At 47.4% G+C, this 23,992-nt stretch carries 21 protein-coding genes; 6 read left to right on the top strand and 15 right to left on the bottom strand.

The window, feature by feature from the left end:
- Positions 1-292 precede the first annotated feature (292 nt).
- Positions 293-1,522 carry a glycosyltransferase family 1 protein gene (locus tag JG770_RS06300; RefSeq protein ID WP_291956638.1) on the top strand — a complete coding sequence of 410 codons (1,230 nt, stop codon included), beginning with the start codon at positions 293-295 and terminating at the stop codon, positions 1,520-1,522.
- Positions 1,523-1,531: 9 nt separating this feature from the next.
- The gene (locus JG770_RS06295; RefSeq protein WP_291956636.1) at positions 1,532-3,430 is read left to right on the top strand and encodes an AAA family ATPase; all 1,899 of its coding nucleotides are present in this window, start codon (positions 1,532-1,534) and stop codon (positions 3,428-3,430) included.
- Here JG770_RS06295 and JG770_RS06290 read toward each other — a convergent pair.
- Positions 3,427-4,221: a flagellar hook-basal body protein gene (locus JG770_RS06290; protein WP_291956634.1), complete on the bottom strand. Its 795-nt coding sequence runs from the start codon at positions 4,219-4,221 to the stop codon at positions 3,427-3,429. The genes JG770_RS06295 and JG770_RS06290 overlap by 4 nt on opposite strands.
- Complete coding sequence (locus tag JG770_RS06285) at positions 4,218-5,006, bottom strand: flagellar hook-basal body complex protein (protein ID WP_291956632.1); 789 nt, start codon at positions 5,004-5,006, stop codon at positions 4,218-4,220. Before JG770_RS06285 ends, JG770_RS06290 begins: the two co-directional genes overlap by 4 nt.
- Positions 5,007-5,163: 157 nt before the next feature.
- Here JG770_RS06285 and JG770_RS06280 point away from each other — a divergent pair, with 157 nt between their 5' ends.
- The 3 genes from JG770_RS06280 (at position 5,164) to mreB (ending at position 7,307) form a co-directional block, all read left to right on the top strand.
- Positions 5,164-5,829, top strand: a complete 666-nt coding sequence (locus tag JG770_RS06280; RefSeq protein ID WP_291956630.1) for a M23 family metallopeptidase — start codon at positions 5,164-5,166, stop codon at positions 5,827-5,829.
- A gap of 105 nt (positions 5,830-5,934) precedes the next feature.
- A complete protein-coding gene (gene spoIIID, locus JG770_RS06275; RefSeq protein WP_291956628.1) occupies positions 5,935-6,189 on the top strand; it encodes a sporulation transcriptional regulator SpoIIID in 255 nt (84 codons plus the stop codon).
- Positions 6,190-6,269: 80 nt separating this feature from the next.
- Positions 6,270-7,307: a rod shape-determining protein MreB gene (gene mreB / locus JG770_RS06270; RefSeq protein WP_291956626.1), complete on the top strand. Its 1,038-nt coding sequence runs from the start codon at positions 6,270-6,272 to the stop codon at positions 7,305-7,307.
- A gap of 87 nt (positions 7,308-7,394) precedes the next feature.
- Here mreB and JG770_RS06265 read toward each other — a convergent pair whose 3' ends face one another.
- Positions 7,395-8,651, bottom strand: a complete 1,257-nt coding sequence (locus JG770_RS06265) for a UDP-N-acetylglucosamine 1-carboxyvinyltransferase (RefSeq protein WP_291956625.1) — start codon at positions 8,649-8,651, stop codon at positions 7,395-7,397.
- Between the two features lie 51 nt (positions 8,652-8,702).
- Complete coding sequence (locus JG770_RS06260; protein ID WP_291956623.1) at positions 8,703-9,491, bottom strand: peptidase MA family metallohydrolase; 789 nt, start codon at positions 9,489-9,491, stop codon at positions 8,703-8,705.
- A 198-nt stretch (positions 9,492-9,689) separates the two neighbouring features.
- Between JG770_RS06260 and JG770_RS06255 the strand changes: the two genes are divergently transcribed.
- Entirely contained in the window at positions 9,690-9,854 is a 165-nt protein-coding gene (locus tag JG770_RS06255) for a hypothetical protein (RefSeq protein ID WP_291956621.1), read from the top strand.
- A gap of 85 nt (positions 9,855-9,939) precedes the next feature.
- Here JG770_RS06255 and pepV read toward each other — a convergent pair whose 3' ends face one another.
- The 11 genes from pepV to iscB (JG770_RS06200) all read right to left on the bottom strand — a co-directional run bounded on the left by pepV (position 9,940) and on the right by iscB (JG770_RS06200) (position 23,856).
- Positions 9,940-11,334: a dipeptidase PepV gene (pepV, locus tag JG770_RS06250; RefSeq protein WP_291956616.1), complete on the bottom strand. Its 1,395-nt coding sequence runs from the start codon at positions 11,332-11,334 to the stop codon at positions 9,940-9,942.
- The gene (locus tag JG770_RS06245; RefSeq protein ID WP_291956614.1) at positions 11,324-12,604 is read right to left on the bottom strand and encodes an amidohydrolase; all 1,281 of its coding nucleotides are present in this window, start codon (positions 12,602-12,604) and stop codon (positions 11,324-11,326) included. Before JG770_RS06245 ends, pepV begins: the two co-directional genes overlap by 11 nt.
- The gene (locus JG770_RS06240; RefSeq protein ID WP_291956613.1) at positions 12,601-13,845 is read right to left on the bottom strand and encodes an adenosylhomocysteinase; all 1,245 of its coding nucleotides are present in this window, start codon (positions 13,843-13,845) and stop codon (positions 12,601-12,603) included. Before JG770_RS06240 ends, JG770_RS06245 begins: the two co-directional genes overlap by 4 nt.
- Positions 13,846-13,848: 3 nt before the next feature.
- Positions 13,849-14,553: a metallophosphoesterase gene (locus tag JG770_RS06235; RefSeq protein ID WP_291956611.1), complete on the bottom strand. Its 705-nt coding sequence runs from the start codon at positions 14,551-14,553 to the stop codon at positions 13,849-13,851.
- Positions 14,553-15,224, bottom strand: coding sequence for a cyclase family protein (locus JG770_RS06230; protein WP_291956609.1), 672 nt, complete (start codon positions 15,222-15,224; stop codon positions 14,553-14,555). Before JG770_RS06230 ends, JG770_RS06235 begins: the two co-directional genes overlap by 1 nt.
- 57 nt (positions 15,225-15,281) lie before the next feature.
- On the bottom strand, positions 15,282-16,331 hold the full coding sequence (locus tag JG770_RS06225; RefSeq protein WP_291956606.1) for a Gfo/Idh/MocA family oxidoreductase: 1,050 nt from the start codon (positions 16,329-16,331) through the stop codon (positions 15,282-15,284).
- 155 nt (positions 16,332-16,486) lie between these two features.
- A complete protein-coding gene (iscB, locus tag JG770_RS06220) occupies positions 16,487-17,800 on the bottom strand; it encodes an RNA-guided endonuclease IscB (RefSeq protein ID WP_291956603.1) in 1,314 nt (437 codons plus the stop codon).
- Between the two features lie 287 nt (positions 17,801-18,087).
- The gene (locus JG770_RS06215) at positions 18,088-19,104 is read right to left on the bottom strand and encodes a LacI family DNA-binding transcriptional regulator (protein ID WP_291956600.1); all 1,017 of its coding nucleotides are present in this window, start codon (positions 19,102-19,104) and stop codon (positions 18,088-18,090) included.
- Between the two features lie 50 nt (positions 19,105-19,154).
- A complete protein-coding gene (locus JG770_RS06210; RefSeq protein ID WP_291956597.1) occupies positions 19,155-20,573 on the bottom strand; it encodes an LCP family protein in 1,419 nt (472 codons plus the stop codon).
- Positions 20,574-20,602: 29 nt separating this feature from the next.
- Positions 20,603-22,438: a nucleoside-diphosphate sugar epimerase/dehydratase gene (locus JG770_RS06205; RefSeq protein ID WP_291956594.1), complete on the bottom strand. Its 1,836-nt coding sequence runs from the start codon at positions 22,436-22,438 to the stop codon at positions 20,603-20,605.
- Positions 22,438-23,856 carry an RNA-guided endonuclease IscB gene (gene iscB / locus JG770_RS06200; protein WP_291956592.1) on the bottom strand — a complete coding sequence of 473 codons (1,419 nt, stop codon included), beginning with the start codon at positions 23,854-23,856 and terminating at the stop codon, positions 22,438-22,440. The genes JG770_RS06205 and iscB (JG770_RS06200) overlap by 1 nt, the downstream gene beginning before the upstream one ends.
- Positions 23,857-23,992: the final 136 nt, after the last annotated feature.

Genomic DNA, 23,992 nt, shown 5'->3' with positions numbered 1-23,992 from the left:
GTCGTTAATGTGCCTAGCTGGAAGCAAATGTTTGAACCGGATAATTAATTGGTTCTACTACTTCCAGCGTGTATCTTGTCAGCACAGGTTCTGACCTCTGACATCCGACGACTGACTTCCAGTATGCATCCGAAACATATGAGCCGGAGACCAATCAGTTACCGAGCACGACCATATTCCAAACCGAAGATTTATTTTGCCTTAACTGGATTTTTTGGGCTTTTTATGATATGCTATATACTGTAATGAATCAGAGGAATATGGACGAAAATAGAGCGGAGGTGTTTTATTTGTGAAAATAGCCCTGTTTACAGACAGCTTTTTGCCCCAAATAAACGGTGTGAGCGCCGTTTTAGGTCAAATGATAAATTATTTCAACCAGAATAATATAGACTATATGGTCTTTGCTCCGGAGTACAAGGGCTATTGCGAGGATGAGGGCAATATACAAAGGCTGTCCAGCTTTCGCTTTGTGTTTTATCCAGAGTCGCGTTTCGCCTTGCCCAATTACTCCGCAATAAAAAAGCAACTGGATATATATAAACCGGACGTGATACACATAATGACGCCTTTTTCGATGGGCATGTGCGGTCTTATATACGCGACGGAACACCCCATACCGGTAGTAGCTACATATAATACCAACTACGCCGAACAGATAAAATCCTATAAGATACCCATAGCCGATTCAGTGGTTTGGCAATATCTAAAATGGTTTTACAGCAGATGCAAAACGGTATGCTGCCCCTCCTCGGCCTCCAAGGCGCAACTGGATAAACATGGCATAAATAATGCGCTTGTATATCCAAATGGCGTTGATATAGAACAGTTCAATTCTGTTCACCGAGATGATAATTGGCGGCGCGAAATGGGGGTTGACGGCAAAATAGCGCTTTTATATGTGGGTAGGATGTCCAAGGATAAAAATCTATCGGTATTGATGGATACAATGGATATATTGAATTCGCGCGGCTATGAGCAAAGTATAAAACTGATAATGGTGGGAGACGGCCCTATGAAGGATAAACTGGCACGTCACGCACCTGAAAACGTGTATTTTACCGGATATATGGCAACACCCCAGCTTTCCGCAGCATATGCCTCCAGCGATATATTCATATTCCCGTCGTATATAGAAACCTTCGGCAATGTGGCGCTCGAGGCCATGGCATCAGGGTTGCCTGTCATAGGCGCTAAGGGCGGCGGTTGCATGGATATCATACAAAATGGTCTTACAGGCATACTGTGCAACCATTGGAGCCCCGTGGACTTCGCCGATGCTGCGGAAGCAATGATAAAGGATGAGCAATTAATGCAAATCATGGCTCAAAACGCTCGTGATGCGGCTATACAATATAATTGGGACAATATAATGTCACGGTATATGTACCTATATTCTATAGCTGACAACTTGCAGAAGGAGCTATTGTGGAAAAAGCAAACGCAAAAGCTCTATCGCCTTGCCCGGCGGAGTTATATAAAAGGCAGACGATTCATCGAGAAATTTCACTTTATAGTATAGGTTGACGCTATGATTATAAGAAAGCTCTACATTTCAAACTTCGGCAAATTCAAAGACAATATTATAGAATTAAAACCCGGCCTTAATGTCATATATGGTGTCAACGAGGCCGGCAAATCGACTATACGTAGCTTTATAGAAGGAATGCTGTATGGATTTAAAAAGCCCGATGCCCGCAGACGCTCATTTACCGATGATAGGCAGCGCTATAGGCCATGGGTTGGCGCTTCATACACAGGCGCTATAGAATATGAAATCGACAGCAGGGTTTACCGTATAGAACGGGACTTTGCCAATGACAGGGTAAACATATATGACGCTGCCACCGGAGAGGATATCGGCGCTATCTGCGCTATACTCCCCGGTACGCGCGAACCCGATGTGATAATACGTCATTGGGGGTTAAATGCCACAGTCTTTGCCAATACCATAAGCATAGACCAACGCAACGCCTTTTCGTCCAAAGCCATGGCCAAAGAGGTATCCGACGCATGGATAAATATGATGCAATCCGGCCAGCAGGACGTGTCGGTCAACAAGGCATTATCATCCCTGAATAACCTATTGGATGGGATCGGGTCGGATAACGCGCCTACACGCCCATGGGCCAAAGCCGCGCAAAAGCTGCAGCAGCTCAAGGCCGAAAGAGCCATGGCACAAAAGTGTATGGATGATATGCGGCAGAGCATAGCCAAAGCGCATGACCTGAGAAAAGAAATAGCAGCCATTCGCGACGGTCGGATGAGCGATAATACCGCCATATTAACCAATAGGCACAATAGAACAAAACTGGAATATGAACTCGACCAACTGAATGCCCTCAACGAATATATAAAACAAAACGACGGCGACCTATTAGAGCGATTGATGTCGCTAGACAGGCAATTGGAGGGCATAAGGACCGAATTGGCTCAATATGACCGCAGTCAATCAGAAGTTTCAGACAACGCCCTGCGCAGCATAAAAAAACGCCGAACGCTTTATATAATACTCGCCGCGGCCATATCAGCGGCCTCGATAGCCCTGCCGCCTTTGATAATAGCCGTGATACCCTTAATATGGCTGTTTTTACGCGACAACAGCAAAATGCGGCGGTTAAAAAGCGCCCTCGATCAGCACAGCATGGCAGTCGAGCAACAGCGTCAACAGCTGCTGAACCGTTATGAAACACTGGAAGGACAAAAGCGTGAAATCCTTGCGAAAATAGGCGCATCCGATACATCCCAGGTTATATCGATGATGCGCCGGCTCGATAACCTGACGCACGATATAGAGCGCCTTGATGCCGAATATGAACGGCTGATGCAACAGGCCATACACGATAAAGAAGTCGAATTAACGGCACTGGAGGCCTCCGTCGACGCCTCATTAGCCGGCATAAGACCCCTGGCGGCCATAGATGAGGATATACAAAGTATCCGGAATGATATCGATGCAATGTCATTAAAAAAGCAGGCTGCTCAAAAGGCCATAGACGTTATAACAGAACTGTCGGCCGATATACAGCGCGATTTTGCTCCGTATCTGGACCGATCCGCCGCCTCTTTAGCCGGCCATATAACCGGCGGCCGCTATTCATCGCTAAGGGTGTCCTCCGATCTGGATATAAAGGTAATTGACCCCGATACGGACAAACTGGTGCCGCTGGAACAGTTGAGCGCCGGCACCATAGATCAGCTCTACATAGCGGTAAGGTTGGCCATAGCCGATATTTTATCGGGCAATAAGCCGTTGCCCATCATAATAGACGACGCCTTCTCCGAATACGATGATATAAGATTAAAAAGGGCGCTGGAGTATATAATCCAACTGGCGCAAAAAAGGCAGGTCTTATTTTTAACCTGCCATCAAAGGGATATACAAGCACTGTATGAGCTCAAAGCACCTTTTGATTGCATCGAGCTCTAGCGCCTTATGCTATTGGCCAACCCTATCATGTCATCCGCTGTCTGCAACACTCTGGCGTTGAGCTGGTATGCGCGCTGTGCGCGTATCATGCGCGTCATTTCATCGGCTATATCCACATTAGACGCTTCAAGAAACCCCTGTCTTACCTTTGAATCCCCGTTGGTCAAATAATTCGGGCCGACGTTACCCGTTACAGCGTAAAGATTATCGCCGCGCGCTTCCAGCGCCTGCGGATTTGTAAATTCCACCAACGAGATATCGGCTATGTGCGCTCCACCGACTACCACCGCTCCAGAAGGATCTATGGATATATCGTCCTCTGTCGTGCCTGCCGGAAGCTCTATGCGATTAACTTGCCTATCCAACAACCAATGACCATCCGCTGTGGTTATATAGCTGTGGATCTGTCCATACTCATCTTCAGCCTCTGTAAGCTTAAAATTACCGTCCCTCGTATAAAACACATTCCCCAGACCGTCGGTCACAGCAAAAAACGCTGTGCCGTCTATGCCCAGATCCATATTGCGCTCGGTCTGCTCCATAGGCCCCTGAGCAAAATATTTGGGCGAAGATACCACTCTGGCACCTGTACCCACATGCGGCAGCACGCCTTCATTGGCCGGTTGAGGAATGGCCGGATTCAGCTTATACGTATAGGGCATGTCCTCGATATGCGCCGTATTTCGCTTGAAGGCCGTTGTATCGACATTGGCGATATTGTTAGCTATAGTATCCACATTATACTGTTGACTTATAAGGCCGGCCCCTGCCGTCCATAACGCCTGTATCATACCCTTCCCACCTCGTTTACTGTTTTATCCAGCGTCTGATCCAGCATGGACACAATACGCTGAGCCGATTCATAATGGCGGTATACCTCCATCATATCGGTCATCTCTTTGTTTATATCGACATTGGACACTTCCAAATACCCCTGCTTTATACCGGCACCTGCGAACTGATACTGATATTCCTCGGGGTCATACACGACATAGAGATTGTCGCCGGCCTTTTCCAATGCAGCATCTCTGTCCGTAAAATCCACTACGGCTATTGCCCCCGCATACTGCTGCTGGTCGGTATATACATTGCCGGCTGGATCCACGCTGAAACGCTCATTGCCTACCCATATATCGGCAAAGTCGTCCTGTTCATCATATCTTTGCACCCGGTAGCCGTTCTGATTTACTAAATAACCATCTCTATCTACCGCAAAGGCGCCGTCTCGTGTGTAACGATAATCGTTATCGCCCACTCTGAGCACAAAAAAGCCGTTTCCCGTCAACGCCAGATCGGTGGCATTATCGGTCTGCTGCAAAGGCCCTTGTAACCAATCGGTCTTGACCTGATCCACATGCACGCCATGATTTATAGAGCCGATGATATCAAACGGCCTTATCGAGGCACCGGCTTTATTTTCTATTCTGGCCACAAGCACATCAGGGAAGCTTTGTGACACCATTTTATCCTTTTTATATCCCGTCGTCTCCGCATTAGCTATATTATTGGCTATGGCATTCAGACGCACGGTTTCCACCTGCATAGCGGTAGTTGCATTATATAGACCGCGAAGCATATCGTTTTCCTCCAAATCCTGCACTTGATTTTTTATTCGGCATTATACGCATAAAACTTTATACGAACAATATTCGTGTATAAACATTGCATAAAATGGCAGAATATATAGCGAATGTAGCTTTATATTACGATATTAGGAGGTATCCGAATATAAAATGAAACGAATAGGCGCATGGTTTAAAAACACATTCACAAAAGATAAAATAGTCCGTTTTCTGGATAAGCAAGGCTTTTACATCGTTTTATTCGCCTGCATAGCCATTATAGCAGCCACGGCTATAATAACGTCCGACAACAACTTTTTGCCCAATCCCGAACAGCTGTCGTTGAGCGACCCCGCGGAATCCCCGCCGGAAACCCAACCTTCGGCTCCGACCGATTCGGTGGTAGACGACCCCAAAGTCGAGATCAAGGTAGAGGATGTCGATGAGGAGGAAACCGCCGAACAAACAAAAGAGGAATCGCCGACAACACCGGCTAAAACAACAAACATAGTAAAAACCGCCAAAGCGGCGTCTACTGCAACATCCAATGCAACCGCCGGCATAAAGCTGATAGCACCGGTACCCGGTCCGATAAGCGTCGAATATGCCAAGGATCACCTGGTGTACTCAAATACCCTCGAGCAATGGGGTACGCACGCCGGCATAGATATAGCCGCTGCCACCGGCACCGAGGTTAAGGCTGCCGCCGCCGGCAAGGTGGAAAGCATAACCAAGGACGATAAGTTCGGCATCGTAATAACAATAGATCATGGCAACGGCATAAAGACCAGATATGGTAATTTATCTACGGGCGATATGGTTAAGGTCGGACAATAGAGGAAATGCTCTCGGTATTTCCTCTATTTTTATTCTATCCTTTCTTTTTACAGCATATTAATTATAAAGAATATAATGGTTTCGTCTTAGAGGGGGTTAAAAGCTTTGAAGGAGTATATCGAAGAAAGGGTAGTCGCAACGGCTCAGTATATAATACAATACAGGGCCACTGTCAGAGAAGCCGCAAAGGTCTTTAAGGTAAGCAAAAGCACGGTACACAAGGATATATCGGAAAGACTACCGAAGATAAACCCCATATTATACAATCAGGTAAAAAAGATCGTGGATAAAAACAAAGCAGAAAGGCACATACGCGGAGGTCGTGCAACAAAGCTCAAGTACATAGCTAAAAAAATATGAAAATAATTTAAGAAAATGATATATTATATGATATAATGTAATAAAGAAATCGGGTAATACACAAAAGAAGGAGAGTAGCCATGTTCGGAATTCATGATATGGCCGTCGATTTAGGAACTTCATCGGTGCTCGTATATGTCAAGGGTAAAGGCATAGTCCTTAAGGAGCCGTCAGTAGTAGCCATAAATAAGAATAACAACCAGGTGCTGGCCGTAGGCAGCGAAGCCAAGCTTATGCTGGGCCGTACACCCGGCAACATAGTAGCTACGCGGCCGTTGAGAGAAGGCGTTATATCGGACTATGACACCACGCAAAAAATGTTAAAATATTTCATACGCAAGGTATCCAAATACACACGGTTGAGCAGACCCCGGATAATAATATGCATACCCACCGGCATAACGCAGGTGGAACAAAAAGCCGTGTTGGACGCTTCGTATGATGCCGGCGCCAATAAAACCTATCTTATGGAAGAACCCATAGCCGCAGCTATAGGAGCAGGCATCGACATATCGTTGCCAAACGGCAGCATGGTGGTGGATGTGGGTGGCGGCACCACCGATATAGCGGTTATATCGCTCGGCGGGGCAGTGGTAAGTAATTCCATAAAGGTGGCCGGTGACAAATTCGACGATGCTATCATACGTTACATAAGGCGAAAATACAATATATTGATTGGCGAAAAAACAGCCGAAGATCTGAAAATAACCGTGGGCGCCATATACCCCTCCAAAGAACAAAAGTCGATGGAGATATGCGGCCGCAACCTTATATCGGGCTTGCCCAAAGTGGTAAACGTTACAACAGATGAAATGGTAGAGGCGCTTAAAGAGCCGGCCGATATTATAGTAGAGGCCATACATTCGGTGCTCGAACGGACACCGCCCGAGCTGTCGGCCGATATAAGCGAAAGGGGTATCATAATGACAGGCGGCGGCGCTTTGCTAACCGGCATGGACAAGCTAATACAGGAGCAAACGGGCATACCGGTCTATGTGGCATCCGATCCGGTATCATGCGTTGTCCTTGGAGCCGGAAAGGCTTTGGAAAATATAAGCGTATACTCTGAAAGCGCATTGATGGATAACAGCAATTCGCCTGTGTATATAGGATCTTAAGAAAACATGATGCACCTGGAATCGATGCCCGGTGCATCATTTGTAAATAAATGAGCTGTTCTATGTACGAGCCATGCAGCTATATCATCATATAGATATACGCTTTATGTCCGCTCCCAGGCTTATTAATTTTTTATCTATATTTTCATAGCCTCTGTCTATATACTTTGCATTGTTTATTTCGGTAACGCCCTCAGCCATAAGCCCCGCAACGACCAGAGCCGCGCCGGCTCTGAGATCGGTGGCGGTAACAGGAGCGCCTGTTAATTTATCAACGCCGTCTATTATAGCCACTCTGTCCTCTATTTTGATCTTAGCGCCCATGCGTTTGATCTCCTCTATATGCTTGTAGCGGCTCTCCCATATGTTTTCCGTTATAATGCTTGTGCCGTCGGCTACGGATAACAGCGCTGACATGGGCTGTTGAAGATCGGTCGGAAAGCCGGGATAGGGTAACGTCTTAACGCTCGTGTGCTTCGGCCTGCCGTTGCTTTTGACATGCACGAAGTCATCACCTGCCGCCACTTCTATACCCATCTCGCTCATTTTTGCTGACACCGATTCCAAATGGACCGGTATCACATTCCTTACAATGACATCGCCATATGTCGCGGCAGCGGCTATCATAAAAGTTCCGGCTTCTATTTGGTCCGGCACGATACTATGACGACAGCCTCTAAGCGTCTTAACGCCCTTAATCTTTACCACATCGGTACCGGCACCCTTTATATTCGCTCCCATAGCATTCAAAAAATTAGCCGTATCCACTACATGAGGCTCCTTAGCCGCATTGACTATCTCAGTCACGCCATCGGCCATCGACGCAGCCAGCATTATATTTATGGTAGCGCCGACACTTACTACGTCAAGATATATCTCCGCGCCTTTAAGGCCGTCCGCATACGCCTTTATAAAGCCGTGCTCTATGGAAATCTTAGCGCCCAGCGCTTCCAATCCCTTTATATGCTGGTCTATAGGGCGTACCCCTATATCGCAGCCACCTGGAAACGCCACCTCTGCTCGTCCGAATTTAGCCAACAAAACGCCTAGCAGATAATACGACGCACGCATACGGCGAGCCAATTCCATCGGGGTAACGAATGTGCTAATGCCCGCCGGATCTATATACATGCTGCCGTTGCCGGTAAGCTCGGCTTTCGCTCCCATAGCCGCCAATATATCCTTTAATACTAATACATCATCTATATAAGGCAGGTTCTCAATCGTCGATGGGCTGTCAGCCAAAATAGCAGCCGGTATTACAGCCACCGCTGAATTTTTGCATCCACCGACACAAACCTCGCCTTTTAACGGCTTACCGCCGTATATAAGCAACTTGTCCATATCTCAAAGTTTACCCCCGAAATCGCATAATAAATAACCAGTGCAATTATATCATTTATATAACAATTTTGCACCTATTTCTTTACCATAACCCATAGAATTTAATATATCCACTATATATTCATCCCCGTATCTATCGACCATATCCTTAACTATCAGGAATGATTGCCTGTACGCCTGATACTCATCAAGCTTATCAAAATCTTTTGTAAGCTGTTCGATGCTGTACGGTTCTTCCACATCTATATCAGCCGTCCAATCGTAGCCCATTATACGGTACTCCATATACGTGGCTATACCCTCGGTCAACCATACAGGCACATTGCCGCGCGTTATCTCATCCACAACCATATGGGTAAGCTCATGCACCACAGGACTGGAAGCCCTAAAATACCCTTCCATATCCGTTTTTGGAGCATCAGGCCATGCATACGGCGATAATATCGTTATTTTGCCCATATAATAAGCCCCTTGCACCGTACGGTTTCTGGATATATGCAACGCATCGCGCATATCATCGGCATTATCGTATATTATTATTTCTACCGGCTTAGCCGGACGGTACGAGAAAAAATCGTACACCTGACGACTGTCGCTTTCCATCGAATCCAAAACCATATACGCGACATCGCGCTTATCTTCCGGATATTCTATTATAAAATCATTACAGCTTATAGAGCCGTAACCCTCATTCCCATCATAGACCATCGCGCCGCCCACCGCCTTAATAAGCGGATAGAAAGTCACTTTAATTTTGCCGGGGAAAAAGCAAAACGCGACCACAAGCATCGCACACAACATAACTGCGATTGATGCTAAAATATTCCTCTTGTACCTCACATACATACCCCCTCTGGTAAATATGTATGCCCGATATATTTATTATATCATAGAAATTTACATAAAGATATAGGAAAATATATGTAACAAAATGTCGCATAATATCATATCAAATAGTATGTTTGACCTATTTACTAATTTATGAGGTTTGCGGTATACTAATATTGTTGAAATAGCAAGAATATTGGAGAAAGATTTATGAGCTTGATGAGCGGACTGCGCAAAGTATTTCATAAAAAACGGCCGTTTGAGCCTATAGATAGGTACAGGTTAACCTCTGAGGAAAAAGAGAAGGTAATAGCGTTTTTCAGCGTGATAGGCACTGTACTTTCAATAATACTTATAACGCTGATTGTTCAATGAGATTGAGGACCCCTTTCAAACTTTAAGCCCGGCTAATTTCTCCCCAGCCGGGCCTTTTTTGTAATCTTCTAATGTACTGATATCGTCATTTGTCGACGCACATTTCACATATGGCATGCGCATACACCAAAGCATTTTTCACCAGATCATCGACCATTATATGTTCATCGGCCTGATGCGCCATATCCGGGCCGCCCGGAAACACCGCGCCGAATGCCACGCCTTTGGCCATAGCCCGCGCATACGTGGCACCGCCCATGGACAGTGTATACCCCTTCTGTCCCGTAACGTCGCTATAGGCCTTGAGCAGCTTTTGTACTAAAGGTGAATCTTCGGGTACGTAATGGGGTTGCCTATGGTTTAATATTTTAACGTCTATACCCGCCGGTTCAGCTTTAGCCTTTATGGCTGATAATATATCAGCGAGTTTGGCCGTTATCGGATAGCGTATATCTATATCAGCCCGGCCGTTGTTTTGCGAACCGTCTATCAGGCCAAGATTCAGAGTCAAAGACCCGGATAATTCATCGGACATCTTTATGCCCAAGCCTTTCCCGCTATAGTCCATCCCTATGGCGTCGCCGATGAAAGCGATGAAGGGATTGACAATGCCCGCTTGTTTCAAAAATAACAACATGGCGGCTATGGCGTTTTTGCCCTCTTCCGGATGACTGCCGTGCGCCATCTTCCCATGGGATTCTATAATGCATCTACCCTGACTATCAACGCCCGACGACATGGAAAACTCATCCTTATACGGGAATTTGCTCAAGCTCTCGCTTATAAACCTCTGTTTATCAGCCGATGCCTTGATTATGCATCGGCAACTGCCCGGCACCATATTGACCCGGCTTCCGCCGGTTATGCTTTCCAACATTATTTCATCCGATGCCAGACTGGCAAATCTGGCGCTCAGGGCCAATGACAGCAGGCCCTTCTCCCGGTTTACCACAGGATACATGGCATCGGGAGCAAAGCCTTCTTCAGGCATATGTTCATGGCGGGCATAATATTCCACACACTTCCAATCATTTTCCTCATTGCAGCCCAACACCAAACGCACCGGCCGCGCAAGCTTTATGCCCGCCTCTTTAATGGCGCGCATTGCGAAAAGCGCGGCCACAGCCGGTCCTTTATCGTCGGATGTGCCCCGGCCATATATAGCGCCATCCTCCACAGTAGCTTCAAATGGCGGCTTAGTCCAGCCATCGCCTTCAGGCACCACATCCAGATGTACCAGTATGCCGAACGGACGGTCGCCGTCACCATACTGCAGGTGGCCTGCGTATCCGTCTGCATCTTTGGCTTCAAAGCCCAAAAGCCGTCCTGCATTCAACATGTATTGCAGAGCCTCATATGCGCCATCTCCAAACGGCCTGCCTGGTCTTGGCTCATCGTACACGCTTTTTATGCGCACAAGTTCACTTAGTGAGGTTATCATTTCATCTTTATATGATTGTACCAGCTCATCAATATTCAAAATCGCTCACCAGCCTCTCTACATCGTGATAAAGCCTTTCTTCATCAATGGTTTTAACCTCTTTATGTTCCATTATCACCCGACCGTCTATTATGACGGTATCCACATCGGTATCCTTGGCCGAATATACTATGTGCGACACAGGGTCATACAACGGATGAGCATGCGGTCCATCGACATCAAGCAAGATGATATCGGCCTTCATGCCGGGCTTTAACACCCCCGCCTTATCTATGCCCAATGCTGCGGCGCCATCCACAGTAGCTGACCTTAAAATCCGCCACGCCGGCATGGCAACAGGGTCTTTCAGCCTGCCCTTATCTATCAGCGCCGCAGCATGCATTTCCTTAAATATGCTAAGGTTGTTATTGCTGGCGGCGCTGTCGGTACCCAGCCCAACCCTTATTCCCTGATTTATGTATCGGTCGACCGGACAAAAACCGCTGCCCAGTTTCATATTGCTCACCGGGTTATAAGCAACATTTATATTATTCGCTTTCAACAAGGCAATATCATCGCCCACCGGATAAACGCAATGCGCCGCTATCATAGGAAACGCCGTAAGACCAGCCCTATGGACAAGCTCTATGGGCGAGCAGCCGTAAGCCGCCATGCAGTCGTCCACCTCCTGCTGCGTCTCGGATAAGTGCATATGCACCCCGGTGTGAAGTTCGGCAGCAAGGTCAGCCGCTTTTTCAAGATATTCAGGATTACATGTATAGACCGCATGCGGGCCTACCATTATATTTATGCGGCCATCGCCGGCATCATTCCAATCCATATAAAGTCTGCGGTTCTCCTCAAGGCGCATATCGCCTTTGTCATCATCCTGCAGCCCGCGGGCCAATACGGCGCGCACGCCGCTGTCTAGCGCCGCCTGAGCTGTTTTATCCATAAAGAAGTACATATCGGCGAATGATGTGACCCCGGCCTTTATCATCTCCAGTATACCCAGCAACGAAGCGTGGTACGCCATCTCAGGCGTAAGCTTGTCCTCGAGCGGCCATATCCTATCGTTCAGCCACCGCATAAGCGGCATGTCATCGGCATAGCCGCGAAACAGCGTCATGCCCACATGGGTATGGCAATTGACCAGCCCCGGCATAGCTATGCGGCCGTGTCCATCTATAACCCGACAATCGCCGGGTATCTCATCCGGCTCACCTATACGCTCTATCGTATCGCCTTTTATCTCTATAAAAGCATCCTTTATCACAGGATGCCGCTCATCCATGGTAACAGCCAGCACGTTCTTTATAAGGGTATTCATTCGCTGCTCTCCAAATAAGCGCGTTGTTCATTGCTCAGGCTGTCTATAGTTATACCCAGCGACGCCAATTTCTTTTTGGCAACCAGTTGATCTATTTCATCGGGCACATCGTATACGCGTTTATCCATCTGCCCTTTGTGCTCCACCAAATATTTAGCCGACAGCGCCTGAAGCGCAAAGCTCATGTCCATGATCTCGGCCGGATGGCCGTCACCGGAGGCCAGATTGACCAGACGGCCCTGCGCCAAAAGATTGATCCAGCGGCCATCAGCCATTCTGTAACCCGTTATATTATGCCGGAGCTCTTTCTCCTCCACCGCCGCTGCTTTGAGATCGGGTATATTTATCTCGACATCGAAATGTCCGGCATTGGCCAGCAACACGCCGTTCTTCATGCGTTGGAAGTGCTCGCCGTGTATGACGTCCTTGCATCCGGTCACTGTAATAAATATATCGCCTATGGATGCAGCCTCCTCCATCGTCATCACGCGCAAACCGTCCATAACGGCCTCTATGGCCTTTATAGGATCCACTTCGCATACTATTACATTTGCGCCCAAACCTTTGGCTTTATTGGCCACGCCCTTGCCGCACCAGCCATAACCGGCCACTACCACGTTCTTGCCGGCCACTATAAGGTTGGTGGTGCGCATTATGCCGTCCCATACCGACTGCCCTGTACCATACCTGTTATCGAAAAGGTATTTGCAATAGGCATTGTTTACCGCTATCATCGGGAAGGCCAACGTACCCTCTTTTTCTCTTGCTTTAAGGCGCAATACACCGGTAGTGGTTTCCTCACAGCCTCCTATCACATGGTCTTGCAAGCCACTGCGTTCCGAGTGCAGCAGATGCACCAGATCGCCGCCGTCATCTATGATTATGTCGGGTTTTATATCCAGTATATGATTTAAATCCTCCATATACTGCCGCTGGCTTGCACCGTGATGAGCCGCTACAAACAAACCGTCATCGGCAAGCGCCGCTGCCACATCGTCCTGCGTAGACAACGGATTGCTGCCGCTTATGCCCATATTGGCGCCGCCGGCGGTCAATACCTTGCACAGGTAGGCCGTTTTTGCCTCCAAGTGTATGGACAACGCTATATTTATGCCTTCGAATGGTTTTGTATCGATAAATTCTTGCTCTATATCGCGCAACAGCGGCATATACATCTTGACCCAGTTAATCTTATCGTGGCCGCTAGGTGCCAGCGATATATCGGTTATATAACTCTCCATGTCTTAATCCTCCAGTTTTAACGGTATAAATTGCAGGTATTCAGATGCCGTAAGATACATATCTATGCCCTCATGCCGGCCATTTATGGCTATACGCTTGCCAGAGTCGTGGAGATGTCCATAAACACAACGCCTCACACCATACTCATTCATGATATCCATAAATTCGGAACGAGGGTTTATTATAGTGGCCGGCGGATAATGCATGGCTACCAGTATCTCGCCGCCTTTGAGCTTAACGCCCTGCTCAAGCGAAAGCCGAAGGCGCATGAGCTCGCGCCTATATACCTTTTCATCCTCCGCGGTAAATCCGGGGTCCCCGGGCAGCATCCAGCCCCGGCTGCCGCATATGACAATATCCTTGTACCTATAAGCATTGTTGTGTAAAAAAATCATATTACGGAATCCATGCGCTTCAACATATTCCTTCAATTTGGACATGGAATTCCACCAATAATCGTGATTTCCTTTGACAAAAACCTTTTGCCCCGGCAATTGATTTAAAAATTCGAAGTCTTTATCCAGCTCTTCTATATGGATAGCCCATGATATATCGCCTGCTATTATAATGCAGTCGTTATCCGTTATAGTCGCCATCCAATTATCCGCTATGCGATCCATATAATTTTCCCATTGCTTGCCGAATATATCCATCGGCTTATTGACGCTCAGCGCCAAATGTATATCCGCCATCGCATACAATGCCACTAAATATTACGCTCCTGTTCTTCGGTATCGCACAACAGCACGGCTCTAACCGGGCTGCCGTTGCCTTTGACTATTTTCAACGGAAGACATATCAAATAATACACTCCGCTTTCCACTGCCCTTAAATCCAGCCCTTCTATTATGCCCACTTCGTGGCTGAGCAATATGTGATGCACCGGCGCCCCTTCGTGGTGAAAGCCTTCCACCGACAGGTAATCTATCCCCACCGCTTTGACACCCTTGCGTATCAGCCACCAGGCCGCATCCTCGGCTAAATACACAAAATCCGGTTCAAAAGCCGGCATATCCCATAGTCGGCCATTCATCGTTTTAAAAAGGACTATATCGTTTGAGGCTATGCACAAACTGTCCAATACACCGGCGTTTATGGCCTTATGCATGCCTATGTCAAAAACCTTGGCCCGCCCCATGAAACGGTTTAAATCCACTTCGGCGGTATCCTTTCCACCTGCTATAAAGTGCAGCGGCGCATCGACATGAGTGCCAGTATGCATGCTCATATATATAGCCGATACGTTGTTATTGTCACCGCGAGCCAAAGACGAAAGCTCATCGATGGCTACGTCGGGGTCCCCCGGCCATACTACCATGCCTTCGGCTATAGGCCGCGTTATGTCTATTATCTGATATGCCATAATTTTCACCCCCATAAAGGCAAACCTCCCTTTTGGGCAAAGGGAGGCTCATAGATATAATTATATAACAACTTACAGAAGTATTTCCTTGCCTGCCTGAGCCGAAGCATAAATGCCGTTCAACATTTTTTGCACAGCCAGGCCGTCCTCAGCCGGAGATATCGGCTCCGCTCCCGATTTTACACAATCGATGAAATGCCTTATTTCATTATCAAAACTATTTTCCTTACCGAATGTCGGGTATTTATCGACCAAATAATCGTCTTCCTCTCCGTATATAGTCAACGGATCCAGGTTAGCACCGGCTTTGGTGCCGAATACCTGACTATATATGCCGGTATCCTTACCGTTTATAGCCCAGCTTACTTCGAATGACAGGCTGGCCCCGTTATCGAATTTTATAAAGCCGGCCGCCGCATCCTCCGTATTATAGACCGGATTATCATGATCCAGCGCCACCCAGCGGTCTACCCCCTTAGTCTTGTAATCACCGAACTTGGCATATGTAGAGGCGACCACGCTAACCGGTCTGGGTTTACCCATAAAATACCACGTAAGGTCTATAACATGAACGCCTATATCTATAAGCGGTCCGCCGCCGGATTTCTCCACATCGGTAAACCAACCAAGCGGCGTGCCTCTGCGGCGCAGCCATCCAGCCCTTGCAAAATAGATATCGCCTAATCGGCCATTGTCTATGTATCCTTTCAGCAGTTTGCTATCAGCGCGATAACGGTTGGTAAAACCCATCATAAATATGACGTTGTTCTCTCTTGCCGCTTTAATCATCGCCTCAGCCTGTTCTACATTCATAGCCATAGGTTTCTCGCATAGTATATCTTTGCCGGCATTAGCTGCCGCAATAGCTGCCGCGGCATGAGCGTTATTCCATGTGCACACCGAAACAGCATCGATTTCTTCCAGTTTTAGCATATCATTGAAATCGGCGTAATAATACTTAAAGCCGAATCTCTCCGCAGCATCTTTGGCACGGGCTTCGTTTATATCGCATATCGCCACCAGTTCGACATCATCCTGCTTCAGGTAAGACGGTATGTGACAGTTCTGTGCTATATTGCCCGCGCCTATTATGCCTATACCCACCTTTTTATCTTTGCTCATACTGGCTCTAATCCCCCTTGTATTTTTAAAATTTATCTCTTAATATCATACCACTATCCATATTGATTTTCCAATAGTTTTTGGCTGTATCAGTTGATCATATTCCGCCAGAAGACTCCCGACTCTCAAGGCGGGAGATGAATGGCGATATCTTTTTAAACAACCAGCAACCCTTTGCCATAGTACAGAAGCTGCAATGTATCAGCCCGAACAGGAGTTGGAATTTCGGCCAGCTTCACATATTCTCCATGGTTTTGGCTGCCTTTCACGGTGCACTTCCTGGCATTGTACACCACAGCGTCACCAGGCTGGTATATATGCCTCTGCTTTCTGACGCTTACCCTTCCTTTGGAGAGCTTCTTACTCCGGTATATTCGCAGGTTTGGTTGGTTGTGCTCCTTGTTCCGTGTACGACGGCCGCAGTTTAGTTCCTGGCCGGATGTTTTTTCTCCGGTGCGCAGGTCGATGTATTTTGCGTCATAAAACTTCTGCAGACTACGGTTATTCCGCCGGATCTGCTCGATATGAAATGGGATAGCCCGGGTTTGATCAATGCCTCCTGCAATGCAGAACGCATCGTTGGCATGGCTTTTTTCTAGCCTTAATGCCATCCGGCGGGTTTTGGTCAGGTAGCCGTAGGTATGCTTGCAGTCCAAGGCGGCGACCAGTTCCCATCGGACGATGGTCATGAAGGTTTCTGCTTTGAATTGTTTTAGTGTTGGCTGCCAGCCCCAGAGGAACTTGCCCTTCTTGTGGTTTTCCGACCGGTGACATTTGCTGCAAAGCGTGATCATGTTGGCCGGCCGGTCTGTCCGGTCGCCTTTCCAGAAGCCAATATGATGAACCTGGAGCGCCTGCTCTTTTGCTTTGTTTTTGCAGTCCGGGTTTTGGCATTGATGGTTGTCCCGGTGCAGGATGTATTCCCGCAGGTTCCAGAAACCGCTTTGTTCGCCTTGCTGATATTCCTTCCCTTTAATGTTGGGGTTGTTGATCTTCTGGATATCGAAGCTAGCTACTTCAATCACTGTGTCAGTAATAGGCAGCAGCCTTTTCACCATGGCGATTAAACGCAAGTGGCTGTCCATCTTGTGCTGGATGCTCGGGGCCAGCCAGCTTTCAGGTTTCTTGCGGTTGTCGAACCTGGGTTTTCTGTAACGCAGGCGGTTGCGCCTTTGCCGGCGGTACATAGCGCGTTCTTTGTTGCGTTCTACTTGTCCTTTAAGTAATGTGCACTCGGCGGAGAACAGCTCTTTTTTAGCGCTTATAGCCGAGATGCCGACTGTTTCGTAACCGGCGTCTACGCCGAGGGTTACGGGTTGAGTGTAGTGCGTTGTTTGGTAAGTCAGCTGGATGGTGAAGGGCTTGGCCTTGACCACCTTTGCTCTGCCGTCTTTGAGCATGCGCCTAACCTTGCCGTACCGTTCGGTCGGCATTAGGGGCGTGCCGTCTTTGGAAAGTACATATACCATCTTTTTCGATCTCCTCTCGGAAATAAGTCCGCCTTGCGGCGGTATGTCCACTTCGCCAATGTTATGCCGGGTTTGTCGCTGGAAACACTTCTCCTACCCATCAGAGATGTTTAATCGCCGGCCGCAGTGTCTGGAGCGTGTGGAGTACTCCAGAGTGCCTATTTGGTTAATGAAACCATTCCGGCATAACGTAGCCCGTTCGTTCAAAAGGTCCCGACGGGCTAAGGCTAATCAACCGGGCCTGGGGACGTAAGGCTGCCGCCTCACGCTGTCCCAAGCCTCTGCCTCTATAGGCAGGGGTAGTTGACTTTTTTTACCGATTCCCTTTTTATCAATTGGGTTTTCAAGCGCAGTATGGCAGGAAACGGGCCGCTATCATCGCCTGTCATTCTTTTATATATTAATTCCGCCGCTGCTTGCCCCATTTTATCCATAGGCTGAACTACAACCGTAAGCGGCGGCTTTATGACTTTTGTCAGTTCTATATCGTCGAAACCTATAAACGAGAGCTCTTCCGGTATATTTATGTGGCGTTCGTTGGCGGCCATTATTGCTCCTATCGACATATAGTAGTTGGCTGCAAATATTGCCGTGGGTGGTGAAGGCAGATCCAGCAATTCATTCATCAATTTATATCCGCTTTCTATATGCAGATCACCATATTTAACGATTTCGGGATCGATGCTCAACTGATAATCGGTATAAGCCCTTTCATATCCTATCAAACGTTCCTTGCCGACAAATATATGCCTTGGACCACTTATAAGTCCTATGCGTCGGTGACCATTCACTATCAGGTGTTCAACAGCATCATAGGCACCGTTTGTATTATCGACCAGTACAGCATCAGCCTGTATATCTTCGATAAGTCTATCCACTAACACTATCGGGATGCCGTCATCTTGAAGGCGTTTAAGCCCCGGCTGTTGATCCCCTGCCGGTATTATGATTATGCCGTCTACAAACTTATCTTTAAGGAAGGCTATCTTCTCCCTCTCGCCTTCAACGCTTTCATCGCTGTCGCATACCATAATGCTGTAGCCATATGGATGCAGGGCTTTTTCTATACCCTTGGCTATAGTGGTAAAAAATACATTGGACAGATCGGGTACGATTACGCCTACTGTCATCGTTTTGTTTGTTTTTAATGCGCGTGCCAGCGTATTTGTCGAATAGTTCAGCTGTTTGACGGCTTCTTCCACCCGCATGCGATTTTCTTCTTTTACCTTCTCGCCGTTAAGCACCCTCGATACGGTAGCCGTCGATACGCCGGCCAGCCTTGCTACGTCCTTTATTGTGGGCATTTTTATCTCCTCAAGCTTATTAGCAGTAAAGCATTACAGCAGCTATTATACTACAAGGGATTGGTGCTTGCAATTGCGAAAAGATTCGATTTAGACAGGGTTTGGCCATCATCCGGCAGTGATTGCTTGGCCGGCGGCTGGACAGGTTCCTCATTCGACGACGGCTGCTTATCCGGCGGAGGCTGCCCCTCATCCGACGGCTGCGTCCCATCCGACTGCTCCTCGGCAGACTCCTCTTCCTCGACAGACTCCTCTTCCTCGACAGACTCCTCTTCCTCGACAGCGCCATCATCCGACGGAGGCTGCCCCTCCTGCGGCTCCTCAACAGGCCCCTCATCCGACGGCTCTTCGGCAGGCCCCTCTTCCGATGGCTCTTCGGCAGGTCCCTCTTCAGACGGAGGCGGCTGCTCAACTGGCGGCTTGTCAGAATCATCGGACACATTATTACTTTCTTTAACGGTACTTTGGTACTGGCTTTTTATAACGTATACGTCATAGCGCATGTTCGGCTCAACATCTATGCCGAAAATTTGCTTTAACATGGCTACTTTTTTATTTTCATCTATGCCCCAATAGCTTATCCCGTTCATCTCCAAATAATCGCCCGGCATCAGATAGGTATTTACGTTATTTAAATCCAAATCGGATGCAAACATGGCCAGTGCCGCTACTTGAGTAACGTTCAAATTAGTATACATTCTATCCTTAAAGCTGTTATATATATCAGGTAAGTTAGCCAATTGTTTGAGCGATTTCATCTGATCGAACAATGCCATCAATATTTTTTGCTGACGTTTAACGCGATCTATATCGCCGCCCGGCGTAGTATGACGATCTCTCACATAATATAAGAAAGCCTTTCCGGTTAACCTTTGATATCCTGCTTTTATTATTACTTGTCCATCATTATTCTTGATATCATTTTCTACGTCGTAATAGACCCCTCCTATAGCATCTACCAACGACACTACCACATCCATGTCCATAGCGACATAATAATTTACAGGCACATTGCCCAACACAGAGCTTATGGTATTGAGCGAGGTATTGAACCCGTCGCCGTCAAAGCCTCCGCCATGCAGAAAGGCCGAGTTTATTTTATCCATATACGTTTTGCCCGCTATCTTCACATAGCTATCTCTGGGAATAGATATCACATCAATCTTCTTGGCATCGAAATCTATAGCAAATACCATTATAGTATCGGTGCGGAACGAATTGCCGTATTCTTCCATACGCCCGGCGTTCTTGTCAAATCCAAGCAATGCGATATTGATCTTTCCGGCCGGCATTTGCACCGTACCGATGTTCTGCTCATTTTGGGCCGCTAATATGCCGGATGCCTCACTAGACGGCTGTTCAAACACATTCTGCGGGTTGTTTTTTATCTCATAATAAAATCCTGCCGCCATGCCCCCTATCAGCAAAATCACCATAGCTATCGTCGATATTATAATCTTCTTTTTCAAGTTTCCAAACCTTCCCCCGTTTAACCTATCTAATTGTTAGCCGCTCTTTTGTAAGTGGGAACAAGTTTGCCGAGAAAATCCACTATTTCATCACCATTGCCCAATAATATAAATCTCAGTTTTTCCAGTTCTTCCTTCAACAGCCTTATATCATAATCAGCCGGCTGAGCTATATAGATTTTTTTATGCTTCGTGGCCTGCAAACCCTCTTCCGCCATAAGCAGTTCTTCATATAGCTTTTCTCCCGGCCTTAATCCGGTAAATTCGATTTTTATGTCCTTGTCGGGTTCCAGTCCCGATAACTTTATAAGGTCACGGGCTAAATCCAGTATCTTTACCGGCTGGCCCATATCCAGTACAAATATCTCTCCGCCGCGAGCCATAGCGCCTGCCTGTATAACGAGCTGCGCAGCCTCCGGTATGGTCATGAAATAGCGCGTTATATCGGGATGCGTAACCGTAACAGGTCCTCCCTCCGCTATCTGTCTTTTAAATAGCGGTATCACGCTGCCGTTGCTGCCCAATACATTCCCGAACCGCACCGCAGCAAATATGGTATTGCTGTGCTTGGCCATAGCCTGTATCAGCATTTCAGCCACGCGTTTTGTAGCGCCCATGACGTTGGTAGGATTTACGGCTTTATCGGTGGATATGAGCACAAATCGCTTAACGCCGTGTTTATCAGCCATTTCAGCTACATTTAATGTGCCGAACACATTATTTTTAATAGCTTCTGTAGGGTTTTCTTCCATAAGTGGTACATGCTTATGAGCCGCTGCATGAAATACCACATCCGGTTTATATTGTTCAAATACGCTATCCAATCTGGCCCTATCCCTTATAGAGCCTATCAACACTTTTAAATCCAACAATGGGTAATGTATTTTAAGCTCATTCTGAATATCATAAGCCCCATTTTCATATATATCAAAGATCAGCAGCTGCTTCGGATTAAACCTGGCTATCTGCCGGCATAACTCCGAGCCTATAGAACCCCCTCCGCCGGTTATCAATACCACGGCATCGGTAAGATAACCCGCTATGGACTGCACATCAAGCTCGACAGGCGCTCTGCCCAGTAAATCATCCACCTTCACATCGCGTATCTGGTTTATAGTAACATCACCGTTTATAACCTCATAAACGCCCGGCATTATTTTTAAACGGCATCTTGTCTTTTTACACTCATCCAATATGGCTCTCAGTTCATCTCTGCTAGCCGAGGGTATGGCTATTATGATCTGATCTATATGAAGCTCTTTTGCTATCTCCGCGATATCCTCGCGTCTTCCCAATACGGGAACGCCATGCAGCCTGCCATGCTGTTTATTACTGTCGTCATCTATTATGGCTACCGGCACCATTCCCAGTTCGCGGTGCTTTTTTAGCTCTTTTATAACCATGGCTCCAGCCTCGCCGGCACCCACTATGAGCACCTTGCTCTGCTGTTTGGGTTCCCGCGACAATATGGGCCTGTAAAATGCAACACCTCTGAATATCAAACGGCTTGAGCCTACCATCAACAGTGTAAATAGCCAGCTTAAAAGATAAATGCTGCGCGGAAAACGTATCGTTATGAGATATAAGCCGGCCATATTTATCGCCGTGCCCAATCCCGTAGCTAAAGTTATGGATACCATGTCGTCAACGCTGGCATATTTCCATAGGCTATCATACAATCCGAAAACGTAAAATACAGCCAACATTATGATGGTATACACCGGCATCACGCGCACATATGTGTTTATATACACGTCGCTTACCTGCAGCCATCCGAATCGTGCCCAAAAAGCCGCTATTATGCCCAGATTAATGAATAAAACATCCAGCATAAGCCAGAATGCTTTTTTCCAATTTATATTCATCAAAAATTGGCGCAGGAGACTCCATCCTCCGCAGGGTGGAGAGAAATGCGCCTTTGCCTCCTCTCGTATTTGTATCCATCGTATCTTTGTATAATATGACAATACTTATAAGGTATGCCTTGTGCTAGGTTTTTGCCTGCGGCACTGCGTATATCAAAGTATCCCGTCCTCCTTATGGCTATATATCCTGTGTATTCGCCTTTGTATTTCCCTTTCGGGACATCGGCTCTGATATAGTCGCCGTTTTGGAATCCGAAGAATGTCTTATCTCTGGATAGATAGCCTCTTGGGAATCCGTTTTTGTCCGCAAGTGTCCTTTGCCTTGTACCTCTGCCTTTGGCATGGAATTCCAGCACATATGCTGCCTTAATTTTGAGGTTATGCGGCGTGCTGACACCCACGCAGCAGGCATCGTAGTAATGCTCTTTCGGCAAGCCGTGTCTTAGACGCTGCATCTTGGTTCTTGCTCCGCTCCCGCACTCAACCGGCAACCCCGTTTCTTTCAGCCTGTCGTATAGCTCCCAGCGCGTAGCGTTCATCATGGCGGCGTCTTTGAGCGGCTGTTTGGCTTGTTTCTGCACTTCGGGAAAACCGAATTCTTCTGCTGTCATGTCGCCCTTCTTCTGGTTGCATTTGTGGCAGGCCAGCGTCAGGTTGGTTATCCTGTTGCTCCCGCCTCTGGATTTTGGGATTATGTGCTCTACTTCCAACGGTACGTTTTCTTTGCCGCAGTATACGCATTTCCTGCCCCATTTCTCCAACAGGTATTCTTTGGCTTCGTAGCCTGCCAGTTGGCCATGCTGATACTCCGCCCCTTCAATGTTCGGGTTCTGCATAAGCTGCGTATCAAATTTGATGTGTTCTGTTGATATGGCAGCTATCGGCATGCTTTTGCGCAGTTTGTTGATTATGCTCATGGTCTGGTCCACGCGGGCGTTCAATGATGGCGGCAGCCATCGGTCTCTGTACCCGTTGTCGCGGCGCAGATGGCATTTGCTGCAATACCGGCTGTCGTGTTTTGCGTTGTTGCCGCAGCAGGCGCATTTGTTTGGATGCCGGTTGTTATACCTCGCCTTGCGGTATCGCGTCTTTCGGCTGCGTCTGTTCCGGCGCTGTGCCTGTCTTTGTTTTAGCGATTTCTTTATGCCTGGTTTGTGATGTATTTCTGCTAAATAGATTGCTTTGCCGCAGTCCGGATCGTTTTCTTCAGTAACCGCTACACCGGTTGTTTTGCTGCCCGGGTCAAGCTTGAGCCTTAACGGCTGTATCTGGCTTTCTTCTACTGTCCTGTCTTTTAGGCGTATGGTGAACGGCTGCATCTTATGCACCACCGCACGGCCTCTTGTAAGGAGCAGCCGCGCTCTTTTTTCTGTGCATGGCATCAGTGGTTTCTTATGTTTGTCCAGTACGAATACCATCTTTTCTTTTTCTCCTTTCGGAGCCCCTTACGGGGCCGGTAACGCAATTGTTATTGTCTCTCCTCGCCAATGTTGGCAGTCAGTACGCCCGCATGGCACCGCCCTTACCCATCGGGCTTTTAACCATGCGGTTGCA

The sequence above is a fragment of the Mahella sp. genome (genome assembly GCF_020054945.1).
Taxonomy (GTDB): domain Bacteria; phylum Bacillota; class Clostridia; order Mahellales; family Mahellaceae; genus Mahella.
Note: the sequence above shows the minus strand (reverse complement) of the source record. Positions and strands in the feature narration are given on the sequence as shown.